Here is a 12,292-nt window from a genome sequence, read left to right as displayed (position 1 = left end):
AGGCGGCCCCTGCCGCGTTCTCCAGCAGTTCGACGAACCGCGCGATGGAGTCGGCGGTGACGCGGGTGGAGCGTCCTGCCTTGACGATGCCGATTCGTCCGGCCTTGACCTCCCGATAGAAGCAGGACCGGCTGATCGACAGGATTTCCAGGGCTTCTTCGACCCGGTAAAGGGCTTTGGGCAGTGCGGTGACGGTCATGATGGGTGGTGCTCCTCTCTGAAGGGGCGGCGGTCCTGGGCGCTGCTTTGGTCGGCTGGCCCAGGGCCGCTTTGCGTTTCGGACGGTGTGCTGGTTATCGGTCGGCCTGTGAGCGTCGGAGGCTGGCGTCCAGGTGGGACGTCCCGTGGTCTCTCGCGCTTGCTGTCGTGGGAGGGGCTGAAACATCTCGGCATCTCGGCATCTCGGCAGATGTGGCCCTGAGCTGCGGTGATGGTTGCCGAGATGGTGGTGATCGGCATCGGGGCATCTCGGCAATCGGGGGGGTATCTCGGCAGGTGCTGCCGAGTTGCCGAGATGGACGGTTGCTGGTGTTGGCTATCTCGGCAGGCATTCGTGCTGGTGAGGGGCAGGTTTGCCGAGTTGCCGAGATGCCGGGATGTTTCAGCGTCTTGGGAGTCGGTTCAGGCATGGCACTCGACCCAGAACACGTTTCGGTTGCCTCGATCGTGCTTGGCGGAGCGGATCACGTAGTCACCGCGCCAGCGTCCGGTCTGCCCGGTGAGGAGCCGACCCAGAGAGAGCGCGTTGGGCATCCGGCCGGTGTGGGTGGTGATGAACTGGCCGTCCCACGGGTCGTGTTCGTAAATTCCGGTGTGGACGGGCTCACCGCTGTTGCGCAGTTCGGCGGCGGTCATCGGGGTGGAGCCGTGCAGGGTGTGCCAGCAGGACAGGAACGCCCGCCAGCGGGTTTCGTCCTCGTCGACGTCGCGGACGTCGGCGGCGTTGGCGAGGAATCCTTCGATGTCGTGGTGGGCGAGGAATCCGCCTAGGGCTTGGGCCCAGGGGGTGAACTGGCGCATGGCCAGGGTGTCGGCGCGGGGTGCTCCGTTGCGGGTCCAGTCCAGGACCAGCACGAGCAGGTGCCACAGCACGGTGAGTTGGTTGGTCGGGTTGGTGATCCATTGGTCGAGGTGGGGGATGCCGAACCGGCTCTGATCCCGCTGCTCTGGTCGGGGCATGTTCGGGTCGAGGTGGACCCGAACCGTGCGGGAGGCCATGTCTCCGCCGACTTGGAGGTTGTTGCCGGTGGCCATCCACAGGCGGTCGTTGACGGTGGCGATGTTGCGGGACGCCCCGAGTTGGCGGTCGGACCACACGCCGGCGGTCACCAGCAGGGCGAGGTTGGCCGAGTCGATGACGGTGCCCTCGGCCAGGTTGTCCCAGATGACGACGCCGACCTGTTCGGCGAAGACCGCGGTGATGCTCTTGCGGAGTTCTTCTTCGGTGTAGGCCCAGGGCATGACGCGCTGGCCGTAGAGCATGCCGGGGCCGCCGGTGAGGATGGACTTGCCGGAGGCGGGCATGGTCGCGTCGATGACGGCGAACGGGGTCAGGGAGCGGGTGTAGTGCCGCAGGATCGGCGTGGCCAGCAGAGCGATGTAGTTCGCGCGGTCGGCCGCAGAGGACCAGGGGAAGTCGCGCAGGAACCGGTTGAGCAGGAAGTCGCGCGCGTCGTGAACTTGCTCGGCGGTCGGTGCGTCCGGCACGGGCGGCAGCGCGACCTTGGAGGCCAGGTATAGGCCAGTCGCCTTGTCATAGCCGGGCTCCTGCAACAGGGTGCCGTCACGGCGCAGGACGGGGGCGCCGATCACGCCGCGCAACGGCAGAACGCCGGGCCAAGTCTTGGCCGCCAGCACGGAGGAGAGGATGTCGCGGGGCGGGGTGATCTCTTCTTCGAACGTCTCGCTTCCGCCGTCTCCGGTTTTGCGGGAGCGGATCCGGTAGACGTAGGCGTGTTCGGCCAGCAGTCCGGCCAAGGTGGCGGGGGTGAGCGGGCTGGCGGTGATGGGCAGCGGCGAGTCCTCATCAGCCGCGGGGCTGCTCAGCCCGCCCGAGACGGTCTCCATGTGGACCAGGGCCCCGGCGGAGACATAGGAGTCGGGGAGCATGTTGTCGGCCAGGGCGGCCTTGAGGACGCGGATGGTCTCCGGCCCTGAGCCGACCTGCAGGCGTGGCGTGCTGGTCATGCTGGCACCTTCCGTGGCCGGTTCGCGCCGGCGCGGAAGCCTGAGCGGATGGTGCGCCGGGCCGCCCCTTCGCTCTGGCCGGTGCGGACGGCGGCGTTCATCAGGAGCTCCTCGGTCTTGGCCGCCTCCAGGGAGCCACCGGCCACGAGTTGACCCAGAGCCACGGAAGCGCCGTACAGGACGGCGTTGCGGCGGCCCTGGGGAGCCTCGGCGATCGCGGTGAGGCTGGCGTTGATTGCGGCGTCCAGGTAGGCGCTGCGGCGCCCTGCGGTCAGTTCGACCACGACGGGCCGTTGCGGCGGCAGAGGGGCCGGTTGGAGCCGTTCGACCAGCCACGCGGGCAGCGGAGCAGCAGCGGGGGTGTGGACGGGTTCGTAGTGGCCAGTGCCGTCGGGCAGATCGACGAAACTGCCGGGCCCGACCACATATCCACCATCCGCGCGGGTGTCGACTTTCCAGCCCAGGCCGTTGCCGTGGTCGTCGCTGGTGTTGGTCAGCCGGATGCCGTCGGGGGCGGTGAAGTACAGGTGGAAGCCGCCGCGGCGGGTGCGGACCTGGAACGTCTCCAGCGGCATCGGCTGCCCCGCCCGCTCGCACACCAGGGCGAAGACATCCGAGCCATCGTTGATGCCGGGCAGCGCCCACTTCGGGGGAGGTTGCTCGCCGGGTTTGGGGATGTCGAGGTCGATGACGACGAGGCGGGAGGGGCCGCAAGAGATGCCGATGTTGTAGGGGCGGTGGCTCCACATCTTTCGAATGCGGTCGGGGTCGGTGGTGGCGGTCTGCTTCCACCGCACGCCTTTGGGTGGTTCCTTGTCGCCGACGGCGACGGGGAAGACGTGCCAGCCGCGGGCGGCGGCGGCCAGTGCATACCGCGTCAGGGTTGCGGGGGTGGGCGTGCTCATGCGGCGCCTTCCCAGGGGTTGGTCAGGGTGGTGTGGTCGAAGATGTCGTTTTGCTGCCCGTAGGTGGTCGGGTGGCGCTCCAGCAGTCGGATGATCTCCTCACGCCACTCCAGAGCGGCGTGTAGGCAGTTGGCGCAGGACTTCTTGTCCTCACAGCCCGGCATCGGGGGCCGGTAGCGCATGCCGCGGGATCCGGCTTGGGAATCGGCGCTGGCTAGGCGCCATCCGTATAGGTGCAGGCCGCGTTTCTTGACCCCGAACCCGTGCAGGCGCAGGCCCATTTGGGCGAGGGTGGTGACGATGATGCCGATCTCGGCGGTGGATTCACGGCGGCATACCGACCCGAGCCCGACCAGAGGGAAGGTGCGTAGGTCGATTCCTGCTTGCCGGTAGAGCTCGTAGCAGAGCAGGTAGTCATACAGATCCCAGCCCTGAAGGACGGGGATGAACGGGCTGGTGTCCTCCCCGGTCATGTGCCGCCACAGCTCGCACAGCAGCAGGTAGTTCTCCACCGTGCGGTACAGGTGTTCCAGGACGGTCAGGCCGGTGCCGACGAAGTACATGCCGGCGAAGTGGCCGCCGTGGATGACGGCGGGCTCACACATCCAGTCCTGCGGAGCCGCCCACAGCAGCCGTCCGATTTGGGCGCGGTAGCGGATCACATCGGCCACGTACTGGCGGGGATCGATAGTCCAGCAGCCTTCGGAAGCCAGGATGGTGAATCCGGAGCTGTCCATCCCCCAGTCCCAGGTAGCGGGCTTGGGGTGGACGACCTTGGACAACTGCCGGTAGGAGACGAACATCGGGATGCGCAGGTCCTTGCCCCACAGCCAGTGGGGTTTGGAGATCCCCAGCAGGAACAGCGGCTTGCCAGAGCAGACCGGCGCCGTCATCGCTGGTCCCCGGTGCGCTGGTAGGGGGCGGTGTCGAACAGGTCGTCTTGCTGGCCTTGGGCGAACGGGCGGCGCAACGCAGCCTGAACAGTGCTGCTGACGGTGTTGGGCCGGTCGGTAGCCAGCAGACAGAACCGGCAGCGCCCTTCTCGCTGAGCGTCGAGGTAGACGCGAGTGCGGGTCCCGGGGAAGTAGCGCAGGTGCCGTGACAGACACGGTCCTTCGTGCAGAGCACACGGGCCAGCGCACGAGCACTGCTGACCGGGCTTGAGAGGACTGGTGTTTGCCTCGGGCGGGTTGGTATTGCCGCGGGTGGGCTTCATCATGGGAGATGCCTCCTGGCGTTTAGCTGGGATGAGGTGAGCGGCCCCGGCGGGGTTCTTCTTGGCGGGAGAACCGCCGGGGCCGCACCGCTACCTACGGGCGCACTCGGGGCAGGGGACGTGGACGTGCCGCCCGCCGAAGGTCGACAGGAGTTGTCCGGCGCCGTCGCAGGTGGGGCACGCCCCGTCTCGCTGGGCGTCCTCGATGGAGCGGTCGCTGTTGCGGCATCCGGTGTGGTCGGGGGCGATGCGCCAGGACTTGGCCATGGTCAGCGGTTCCTTTCGGGGTCAGATTTCGCGGACGCGGTTGGCGTAGCAGGGGTCGGCCGCTCGGACGGGTTGTTAGCGGCGGCGGTTGGTGCGGCCGGAGGCGGGGCGTCGGGGGCGGGTGGTCTTGCGGTTCCGGGAGGTGGTGCGGGTCTTGGAGCCCTCCATGGCCTTCTTGTTGCGGTCGGCCACGGTGGTGGCCAGGACCGCGACGGTGGTCAGGAGGGCGATGGCGACGATGGCGAGGGTGGAGAGGAGGGTGACCCCGGCCTCCAGGACGATCGCTGTCGACGTTGCGCCGGAGAAGGCGAGGCCGATCCAGGCGGCCTTGGTGCGGGCGATCTGGGCTGTGCGGGTGTGGGAGCGAACGCGGGTGCCGTCGGAGCGGGTGTAGGAGCCCACGCGGGCGTTGGCGGGGCGCTTGCCGGCGGCCGGGTTGGGGTTCGTGGTGCGGTTCTGAGTGCGTTTGGCGGTCATGATCGGCGTCTCCTGAAGGGGTCGGGCGCGGCTAACTGGGTTAGATCCCTCACTTGGGGCCGATCAGGGTCCTGACCTGCGGAAGTGAGGTGAGTTAGGTCGGTTTTGAGGGGCTGCGGGAGGCCCTCAGAAGGCTTCTGGGGGCCTTCCGGAGGGTGTGTGTGGAGCTAACTCACTCCTGGCTGAAGTCCTCGGTGGTGATGCGGGCGAACCCGGCGCGGAAGTCGGCGGGCATGAGCCGCCAGACGTTGCCGGTCTTGGTGACTTTGATGTCGTAGCCCTTGAGCGTCGCGGCGATCTGCTCGCCGGTGATCTGTCGGTAGGGCTCGTGGTCGGGGGCGTGCTGGGACAGCAGGGCGGGCAGGTGGGAGAGGCGGACTTCGTCGTCGCTGCGGCCCATCAGCACTTCGTCCAGGTCGGCCAGCAGGCTGCGGGGCGCGACCTTCTCGGCCTTGCCTTCGCGGGTGGCGATGAGGCCGCGCTGCTTCTTGACGCGCTCGGCGGCGGCGGCGGCTTCCTTGCCGGAGACGAAGTGGGTGCGGATGGTGACCGACGGCTGGCCGCGAGGGATCTCGACGCCGGGCCCGACGGTGACGACGGTGCCCAGGTCGATGCCGTCGCGCAGCTTGTGGGGGGCGGCGCCCTGGTCGACGGGGGCCTCACCGAGTGCCATCTTGGCTTGGGACTCGGTGGCCAGGAACAGGGAGGCGCGCAGGTGGGCGCCCTCGCGGGCGATTTTCGGGAGGTTCTCATCTGTGGGGTCCTGGGTGCCCTGCCACAGGGTGACGTTGACCGCCCGTCCCTGGTTGTGCAGCTCGCGCACAGCTTTGAAGTAGCGGCTGCGGGAGCTCTTGCCGCCATACGGGTTACCGGCCTCGTCCTTGATGTGGGAGGCCATGTAGGCCTTCTGAGCCTCATCCACGATGACGACCAGGGGGTGGAAGCCGCTTCCGGCGGCGCGTGCCATGTCGCGGGTGACGCCTTCTTCGGCTCCGGAGTCCTTCAGGGCTTCGATGCGCCGGTTCATCTCCTCCACGGCGTCTTCGGCCATGTGGGTGGCGGCCATGATGTGCTTGTCGGCCGGTCCCTGGGTCAGCTCGGTGGCGATGCCCTCGAACATCCGCCAGTCCCCGACGCCCTTGAGGTCGGCGATGCGGAACTCCACGGTGGGATCCAGCGCCAGCCACAGGGCAAGAGCACGAAGGCTCGCGGTCTTGCCCTGGTTGGACTTGCCGGTGATCAGGACATGCTGCTGGAACACGCTGACGGTGGCGGCGTCCCCGCGCAGGGTCTGACCCCACGGGGCGCGGCCCCGGTAGTAGTCGGCGCGGACCGAGGTGCCAGTGACCAGCGGAGACGGGCCGATCGGCTCGTCCAGGGCGCCGGAGTCGGCGATCCACAACCTGACGGTGTGGGCTTTGGCGGGGATGGTGATGAACAGCTCGTACTCGTGGCGGGCCATGTTCTCGGCCAGCTTGCGGCGCTTCTTGTCGATCTCCTCGGTCGAGACTCCCGAGGGGAGGGTGACGTCGAGTTCCACGCCGCATCCGGCGATTCGGATGGGGGAGAGCATGGCGGCGCCGGCGTCGCCCATGGCCTCGATCGCCTTGCGCAGGGTGGGGATGCCCAGGTCGCGCAGCGCGGTGACCACCACCGACGGGGTGATGGGTGCCTCATCGTCCTCGGCAGCGGGGTTGAGGGCCTGCACCCAGGCGATATCGCTGGCCGCCAGGTTGCCGCGCCCGGTGGCCCACAGCGCCAGCAGGCCGACGATCGGGGCGGTGACCAGGGCGGGACCCCACAGGATCACCACCATGTGGATCGCCCACTGGACCACATCGGCCATCGCCAGGAAAGGGGCGGCGACCATGGCCGCGTCCTTCTCGGCCACGGCCAAAAGCACACCCAGGCCGCCCATGGTTCCGGCGGTGCCTTTGGCGTACAGGGGCAGGCGCTCGATGTGACGGCCCCAGTTGGCGGCGCGCTCCATGCGGCGGGCGTGCCGGTCGGCGTGCGACTGGGCGGCGAGTTCGGCCCACTTCAGGACCGCCTCGTGGTCACCCACTGCCTCGGCCGCGCTCATCATCCGCTCATACCGGCCGCCGCGCGCGTCCTTCCACCGCCGCCGCGCCACCGACGCACCGACCACCAGGTAGGAGGCCTGGCGAGCGGCGGTGCGGGCCGCGTCGGAAGTGACGGTCTCGCGGACCACGACCGCGGCGCGGTGCAGGACGGGCAGCGCCTCCCACTCGACCTCTTCGCCGACGACCTCCCCCTCCAGGACGTCATCTTCGTCGAAGAGTTCCACCTCGTCCGGGGTGTCGCCGTCGGTGAACAGGCGCGGGGCCTGACCGGGCCGCCGCAGCGGGATCACCTTGCGCTCATCGCCGTGCATCGGCTCGACGGTCATGATGGATACCTCCTGTCGGGAAAGCGGGACGGGTCTGGGGTGGGTCAAGCCGGGTGGCGGGGGTGCTCACGGGTCGCTGAGGATTTCGTTGCGGACGGCGCGGGCGGTGTCGGTGCCGATGCGGTCGCGGACCTCCAGCAGGACCGCCCGGTACTTGTGGATCCCGGCGCTGGGGGTCAGCCGGCCGGAGGCGATGGCCTGCCTTGCGTGCTCCACCAGGGGGGCGGTGTCCAGGCGGGTCGAGGCCACGTGAACGGGCGCGTTCTCCCTGTACGGAGGGGGCGTACCCCCCGCGTACAGGCGGTGGGGGTCGAGGTCGTTGAATCCCTTGAGGTGGATCGACAGGTAGATCACGGAGGCGACCGCGACGATGGGGCCAAGGATGTGGATGACCAGGCGGTCGAGGTCGAAGGGGTCGGCCACGCCCGGCAGGTAGGGGAAGGCGTTCATCCCCAGGCTCAAGCCCAGGAAGGTCCACTCGATCTTCTTGGCGGTGTCCTCGGCGTCGCCGGTCAGCGGGGAGCCTTGGATGGCCAGGTAGGAGCGGGAGCCGACCACGCCCAGCAGCCCGAGGGAGATGAACGGCTCGACCAGCCACGCCAACCACCAGGCCGCGGTGTCGGAGGTGACGTCGTTGGCGGCGAACTTCTGGACACCGGCGGTGGACCAGCCCAGCGCCAGTGTCAGGCTGGCCACCAGGACGATCGTGAACATCCGGCGGGCACGGGCGGCCTTATAGGCGCGCATCTCCGGGTTCTGCGACAACCGGTGGAGCTTGGCAGCCTCAGCGGCCTTACGCCGCATCTTGAGAACCTTGGGGGAATCGACCTCCAGCGGAGTGTCGTCGTCCTGCAACTCGGCCAGCAGGCGCGCCTCGGCGACCTGGGCGCGCAACTCCCGCACCCGCTTGGTCTCCCCACCCGCCGGCTGCTCGTTCTGCTCGGTGTTCGCGTGTGCGGCGACGGGCAGGATGGGGGCGGGTCGGTGGGCGGCGATGTACTGCTCCATCTGCGCCAGGCCGCGCTCGATGTCGTCGGGGTCGGGCATCGGGTTGATCGTGGTCATGACTTCTCCTTTCGGTGGGCTGGCGTTCCGTGGGGCGGCCAGAGGTTCGGGGCTGGCCGCCCGGACGCAGCGTCAGCTCAGGCGCAGTCGGCGCACAGCGGGTCGCCGTCGACCTCTGTGGAGGCGTAGGCCTCAGCGCAGCTCACGCAGCCCTTTCCGCCGCGCAGGTAGCTGTCGGCCTTGGCCGCGGACCATCCCCAGTCGCTTCGCTTTGCCATGGCATTCCTCCAGGTGGTGTGGTGTGTCTGGCGTTCCGTGGGACGGCCGGGCTCAGCGGACTGGCCGTCCGGACGCAGCGTCAGCGCGTCAGTACGGGGCGGCGGGTCATGCGATGACCTGCGCGCAGATCGCGGCGGCCACCAGCACCAGCCCGGCGGCCAGCAGGTGCACGCCGTGGCGGATCGCGGTGAACTTGCCCGCGGCGATCCGGGACAGGACCACCAGTTCCTCGGCGTGGTGGTACTCCTCATGAGGGCCGCGCCACACCTCGTCGCGGACCTGGTCGCGGCTCATCTGGGCCCAGCGGTTGAAGCCCGTCGGGCCCAGACGGGGCCGCAGCGCCTTGAACAGCAGAACCAGAGCGGAGGCAGCCAGCATCAGGGCCGCACCTGCCAGCAGGACCTTGGCGGCCGTCGGTACGTCCTTGCCCGAGATCGCGGTCAGCGTGAACGCCAGCCCCGCACCGGCCAGGGCGACCAGGGTGGAGCACTTGGCGTCCACGCGGGCCAGCTCACCGCGGACGGCCGCGACCTCACCGGCCAGGATCCGGGTCTTCTCCTCCTGCGCCATCAGGCCGCCTCCGCCGCAACCTCGGCGCGGACCTGGGCGCGTAGGGCGGCCAGCCCGCGGGGGGTATAGCCGGCCCACACCCCGTGGTCGGGGTTGGTGCGCAGCGCGTACTCCAGGCACTCCAGCGCCACCGGGCAGCCCTCACAGACCGTCCGGGCGGCGTCCACACGCGCCCGGCGGTCGGCGATCGGCTCGACCTCGAAGACGTCCGGGCCGGTGTGCAGGTCCGGGTCATACCGGCATTCGCCCTGCTTTCCCAGACGGGCGAGCAGGTCCACCAGCGGCAGCACCGGCAACGGGACGAGGGACATGGAAGCCTCCAAAGACTCGGTGAGACGGGCGGAGGCGGTCATCAGAAGGCCCCGATGAAGGTGCTCAGCGAGGCGGCGACGGCCTGGACGCTCGCAGCGGCGGATTCCGGTGCCTTGATGGCGTAGAGCAGGAACGCAGCAGCCGCGAGGTACAGCGGCCACCTACGAGTGGTTTTGGTCGGGATCATCTGCTGCCTCCCTGAAGTAAGTTGCCAAACGTTTGGCAAGTAGTCCGATTGTGAGCTCACGCCGACCGCGTTGTCAAGAGTCGCCAATCGTTTGGCATGTGCCGTAGGCTGGGACCCGCTAGCCCCAAGAGGAGAAGGAGCAGCTAGATGGCCGTTTCAGAGCGTCACGGTTTCCGAGAAATCGCTGCGAAGATCCGTGAGGAGATCGTCAAGGGCACATACCCGACCGGATCCGTGCTGCCTTCCGAGCCCGAGCTTGCTGAGCGGTACGGCGCGTCTCGGAGCCTGGTCAACCGCGCTATGCAGGTCCTCGCGGCCGAAGGCCTGGTCCGTCCGCGTCAGGGGCGCGGCACGATGGTCACCTGGCTGCCGCCGATGCTCCACTCACCGGCCCGGTACGACCAAGCAACCCGCGAGAACAAGGGCGCCCGCGGCGCGTTCGATGCCGAGGTTCGCGCCCTCGGCCTAGAGCCGCAGCACGAGATCACGACCGAACACGCCGAGCCGCCGTCCGAGATCGCCGAGGCCCTTGGCCTGCCGCCCGATGAGGTGAACGCACTGGTCCGGCGTCGTCGCCTGCTCGCCAGTGGCATCCCTGTTCGCCTCAACGCAAGCTGGTTCCCGCTGGAAATCGCCGAAGGTACGGTCCTTGAGGAAGACGGCCCTGTGATCGTCGGCGGTGTTAAGAGCGCCCTCGGCGAACTGGGCTACCTGCAGGTCTCGGCAGTCGAGCGCATCATCCCGAGCCGCCTGCCCACCGAGGCCGAGGCGAACGCGCTGGAGATCAGCCCTGAGCGCACGGTGGTCGAGATCGCGCACTACGGCAAGACGGCAAAGGGGCGCGTGGTCGAGGTGACGGTCTCGGTCGCCCCCGCCCACTACCTGATGGCCGAATATGCCTTCCCGCTGTCCTGACGACAGGAGACCCAACCGATGATCACTCGCCGAGTCGAAGAACACGCCTTGGAACTGGCCACATCAGCCCAGCTCCCCGCATTCGTGTACGACCTGGCCGCACTCCGCGAGCACGTAAGCGCGGTGCGGTCTGTCCTGTCTGTCCCGGGAGCACCGGAGATCTTCTACGCCGCAAAGGCCAACCCTGATGTCCCGGTCCTGAACACTGTTGCCCCGTACGTGGACGGGATCGAAGTCGCCTCGGGTGGCGAGCTGGCGCACGTCCGCGAGGCACTCCCTGACGCTCGCATCGCGTTCGGCGGCCCCGGCAAGACAGACGAAGAACTCGACCTGGCCTTGCGTCTCGGGGTCGAGCGCATCCACGTCGAAAGCCCCTACGAGCTGTCCCGGCTCGCACGCATCACCAAGGACAGCGGCCGGGAAGCTGAGATTATGCTTCGTCTTAACCTGGCCGGCGACCGCAGCGGCGTAGCCCTAGCCATGAGCGGCCCATTCGGCATGGACCCTGAACTCATCGATTCCTGCACCGAGATCCTCGCAACTTCCCCTCAGCTCAAACTCTGCGGCATTCATGCCCATCTGGCATCCGGCCTGAACGACACGGCCATGGTTGCCCAGTCTGCCGAGATCCTCACGTGGGGCCGCGCATGGCTCGACCGGATCGGCCACACCGGCCCGCGGGACTTCAACCTCGGCGGCGGGATGGCTGTCGACTACTCCGCCTCCGACACCATCACCTTCGACTGGAAGCGCTACGCCGAAAACGTCGCTGCGCTCGCCCAACCCGGCGAGACTCTGCGCATCGAACCGGGCCGCGCCATCACCGTCTACTCAGGCTGGTACATCACCGAAGTCCTGGACGTGAAGAAGGCCCACGGCCAGTGGTACGCCGTCCTCCGGGGCGGCACTATGCAATTCCGCACCCCCGTCACCAAGCAGCACAACCAACCCTTCACTGTCATTCACCGCAACCAGCCCGGCCCGACAGTGACCGACGAACCCGTCACCATGGTCGGTCAGCTCTGCACCCCGAAGGACGTCTTCGCCCGCGACATGCCCACCGACCACATCACCGTCGGAGACCTCGTCGCCTTCTCCATGGCCGGCGCTTACGCCTGGAACATCTCCCACCATGATTTCCTCATGCATCCCAAACCGACCTTCAGCTATTTGACAGCGTGAAGGAACTTTAATACGCCCCGGGCTGTGGTCCGGGGCGTATTAAAGTTCCTAGGAAATGATTTAGCTAGAGAAATCTACGCATCATTGCCGAAACAAACAGAAGGAGAAATAGGATAAGGGAGCTGCGAAAAAAGCGGACGCCCATCCGAAAGTTCTTGTGCTTTTTGGAGTGCTGAAATATCACGGTCCAGAGCTCTGCGGAGGCGGACCGCAAAATGTCATTATTGCTGCGACTGGTTAGCTTCGCATAGAACGCTTCGTAGCTGGCGCTAGACCGAAGGGTATCGCCCCAGTTGAAGATAAATCTACTCGGCAGTTCTTCGCGGAAAATCTGACGACTTGTTTTTTTGGAGCGATAGGCGGCGATTGCGCCAACACAA

At 67.8% G+C, this 12,292-nt stretch carries 15 protein-coding genes; 2 read left to right on the top strand and 13 right to left on the bottom strand.

The window, feature by feature from the left end:
* From ABD327_RS15140 to ABD327_RS15085, 12 genes are all read right to left on the bottom strand, one after another.
* Nucleotides 1-199 (bottom strand): helix-turn-helix domain-containing protein (locus tag ABD327_RS15140; protein ID WP_344451008.1); only part of this gene is annotated, 199 nt, incomplete at its 3' end.
* 422 nt (nt 200-621) lie between these two features.
* Nucleotides 622-2,187: a hypothetical protein gene (locus tag ABD327_RS15135; RefSeq protein ID WP_344451007.1), complete on the bottom strand. Its 1,566-nt coding sequence runs from the start codon at nt 2,185-2,187 to the stop codon at nt 622-624.
* Nucleotides 2,184-3,092, bottom strand: a complete 909-nt coding sequence (locus ABD327_RS15130; RefSeq protein ID WP_344451006.1) for a bifunctional DNA primase/polymerase — start codon at nt 3,090-3,092, stop codon at nt 2,184-2,186. The genes ABD327_RS15135 and ABD327_RS15130 overlap by 4 nt, the downstream gene beginning before the upstream one ends.
* Nucleotides 3,089-3,985 carry a deazapurine DNA modification protein DpdA family protein gene (locus tag ABD327_RS15125; RefSeq protein ID WP_344451005.1) on the bottom strand — a complete coding sequence of 299 codons (897 nt, stop codon included), beginning with the start codon at nt 3,983-3,985 and terminating at the stop codon, nt 3,089-3,091. The genes ABD327_RS15130 and ABD327_RS15125 overlap by 4 nt, the downstream gene beginning before the upstream one ends.
* Nucleotides 3,986-4,398: 413 nt before the next feature.
* The gene (locus ABD327_RS15120) at nt 4,399-4,575 is read right to left on the bottom strand and encodes a hypothetical protein (RefSeq protein ID WP_344451004.1); all 177 of its coding nucleotides are present in this window, start codon (nt 4,573-4,575) and stop codon (nt 4,399-4,401) included.
* A gap of 75 nt (nt 4,576-4,650) precedes the next feature.
* Nucleotides 4,651-5,052, bottom strand: a complete 402-nt coding sequence (locus tag ABD327_RS15115; protein ID WP_344451003.1) for a hypothetical protein — start codon at nt 5,050-5,052, stop codon at nt 4,651-4,653.
* A 172-nt stretch (nt 5,053-5,224) separates the two neighbouring features.
* Nucleotides 5,225-7,462: an FtsK/SpoIIIE domain-containing protein gene (locus tag ABD327_RS15110; protein WP_344451002.1), complete on the bottom strand. Its 2,238-nt coding sequence runs from the start codon at nt 7,460-7,462 to the stop codon at nt 5,225-5,227.
* 66 nt (nt 7,463-7,528) lie between these two features.
* Nucleotides 7,529-8,527 (bottom strand): hypothetical protein, encoded by a 999-nt coding sequence (locus tag ABD327_RS15105; protein ID WP_344451001.1) that lies wholly within the window; start codon nt 8,525-8,527, stop codon nt 7,529-7,531.
* A gap of 77 nt (nt 8,528-8,604) precedes the next feature.
* The gene (locus ABD327_RS15100; RefSeq protein ID WP_344451000.1) at nt 8,605-8,745 is read right to left on the bottom strand and encodes a hypothetical protein; all 141 of its coding nucleotides are present in this window, start codon (nt 8,743-8,745) and stop codon (nt 8,605-8,607) included.
* A 106-nt stretch (nt 8,746-8,851) separates the two neighbouring features.
* Nucleotides 8,852-9,316 carry a Pycsar system effector family protein gene (locus tag ABD327_RS15095; RefSeq protein WP_344450999.1) on the bottom strand — a complete coding sequence of 155 codons (465 nt, stop codon included), beginning with the start codon at nt 9,314-9,316 and terminating at the stop codon, nt 8,852-8,854.
* On the bottom strand, nt 9,316-9,627 hold the full coding sequence (locus ABD327_RS15090; protein WP_344450998.1) for a WhiB family transcriptional regulator: 312 nt from the start codon (nt 9,625-9,627) through the stop codon (nt 9,316-9,318). Before ABD327_RS15090 ends, ABD327_RS15095 begins: the two co-directional genes overlap by 1 nt.
* A gap of 41 nt (nt 9,628-9,668) precedes the next feature.
* Complete coding sequence (locus tag ABD327_RS15085; RefSeq protein ID WP_344450997.1) at nt 9,669-9,815, bottom strand: hypothetical protein; 147 nt, start codon at nt 9,813-9,815, stop codon at nt 9,669-9,671.
* A gap of 147 nt (nt 9,816-9,962) precedes the next feature.
* Here ABD327_RS15085 and ABD327_RS15080 point away from each other — a divergent pair, with 147 nt between their 5' ends.
* Entirely contained in the window at nt 9,963-10,730 is a 768-nt protein-coding gene (locus ABD327_RS15080) for a GntR family transcriptional regulator (protein ID WP_344450996.1), read from the top strand.
* An 18-nt stretch (nt 10,731-10,748) separates the two neighbouring features.
* Nucleotides 10,749-11,912, top strand: coding sequence for a type III PLP-dependent enzyme (locus ABD327_RS15075; protein ID WP_344450995.1), 1,164 nt, complete (start codon nt 10,749-10,751; stop codon nt 11,910-11,912).
* A gap of 64 nt (nt 11,913-11,976) precedes the next feature.
* Here ABD327_RS15075 and ABD327_RS15070 read toward each other — a convergent pair.
* The coding region (locus ABD327_RS15070) for a hypothetical protein (RefSeq protein ID WP_344450994.1) at nt 11,977-12,292 on the bottom strand (316 nt) is incomplete at its 5' end.

Source organism: Actinocorallia aurantiaca, assembly GCF_039533685.1.
Taxonomy (GTDB): Bacteria; Actinomycetota; Actinomycetes; order Streptosporangiales; family Streptosporangiaceae; genus Actinocorallia; species Actinocorallia aurantiaca.
Note: the sequence above shows the minus strand (reverse complement) of the source record. Positions and strands in the feature narration are given on the sequence as shown.

Coding starts and splice junctions, on each gene's coding strand:
- ABD327_RS15075 (WP_344450995.1), top strand. CDS start 10,749: ATGATCACTCGCCGAGTCGAAGAACACGCCTTGGAACTGGCCACATCA.
- ABD327_RS15080 (WP_344450996.1), top strand. CDS start 9,963: ATGGCCGTTTCAGAGCGTCACGGTTTCCGAGAAATCGCTGCGAAGATC.
- ABD327_RS15085 (WP_344450997.1), bottom strand. CDS start 9,815: ATGATCCCGACCAAAACCACTCGTAGGTGGCCGCTGTACCTCGCGGCT.
- ABD327_RS15105 (WP_344451001.1), bottom strand. CDS start 8,527: ATGACCACGATCAACCCGATGCCCGACCCCGACGACATCGAGCGCGGC.
- ABD327_RS15095 (WP_344450999.1), bottom strand. CDS start 9,316: ATGGCGCAGGAGGAGAAGACCCGGATCCTGGCCGGTGAGGTCGCGGCC.
- ABD327_RS15090 (WP_344450998.1), bottom strand. CDS start 9,627: ATGTCCCTCGTCCCGTTGCCGGTGCTGCCGCTGGTGGACCTGCTCGCC.
- ABD327_RS15120 (WP_344451004.1), bottom strand. CDS start 4,575: ATGGCCAAGTCCTGGCGCATCGCCCCCGACCACACCGGATGCCGCAAC.
- ABD327_RS15130 (WP_344451006.1), bottom strand. CDS start 3,092: ATGAGCACGCCCACCCCCGCAACCCTGACGCGGTATGCACTGGCCGCC.
- ABD327_RS15115 (WP_344451003.1), bottom strand. CDS start 5,052: ATGACCGCCAAACGCACTCAGAACCGCACCACGAACCCCAACCCGGCC.
- ABD327_RS15110 (WP_344451002.1), bottom strand. CDS start 7,462: ATGACCGTCGAGCCGATGCACGGCGATGAGCGCAAGGTGATCCCGCTG.
- ABD327_RS15125 (WP_344451005.1), bottom strand. CDS start 3,985: ATGACGGCGCCGGTCTGCTCTGGCAAGCCGCTGTTCCTGCTGGGGATC.
- ABD327_RS15100 (WP_344451000.1), bottom strand. CDS start 8,745: ATGGCAAAGCGAAGCGACTGGGGATGGTCCGCGGCCAAGGCCGACAGC.
- ABD327_RS15135 (WP_344451007.1), bottom strand. CDS start 2,187: ATGACCAGCACGCCACGCCTGCAGGTCGGCTCAGGGCCGGAGACCATC.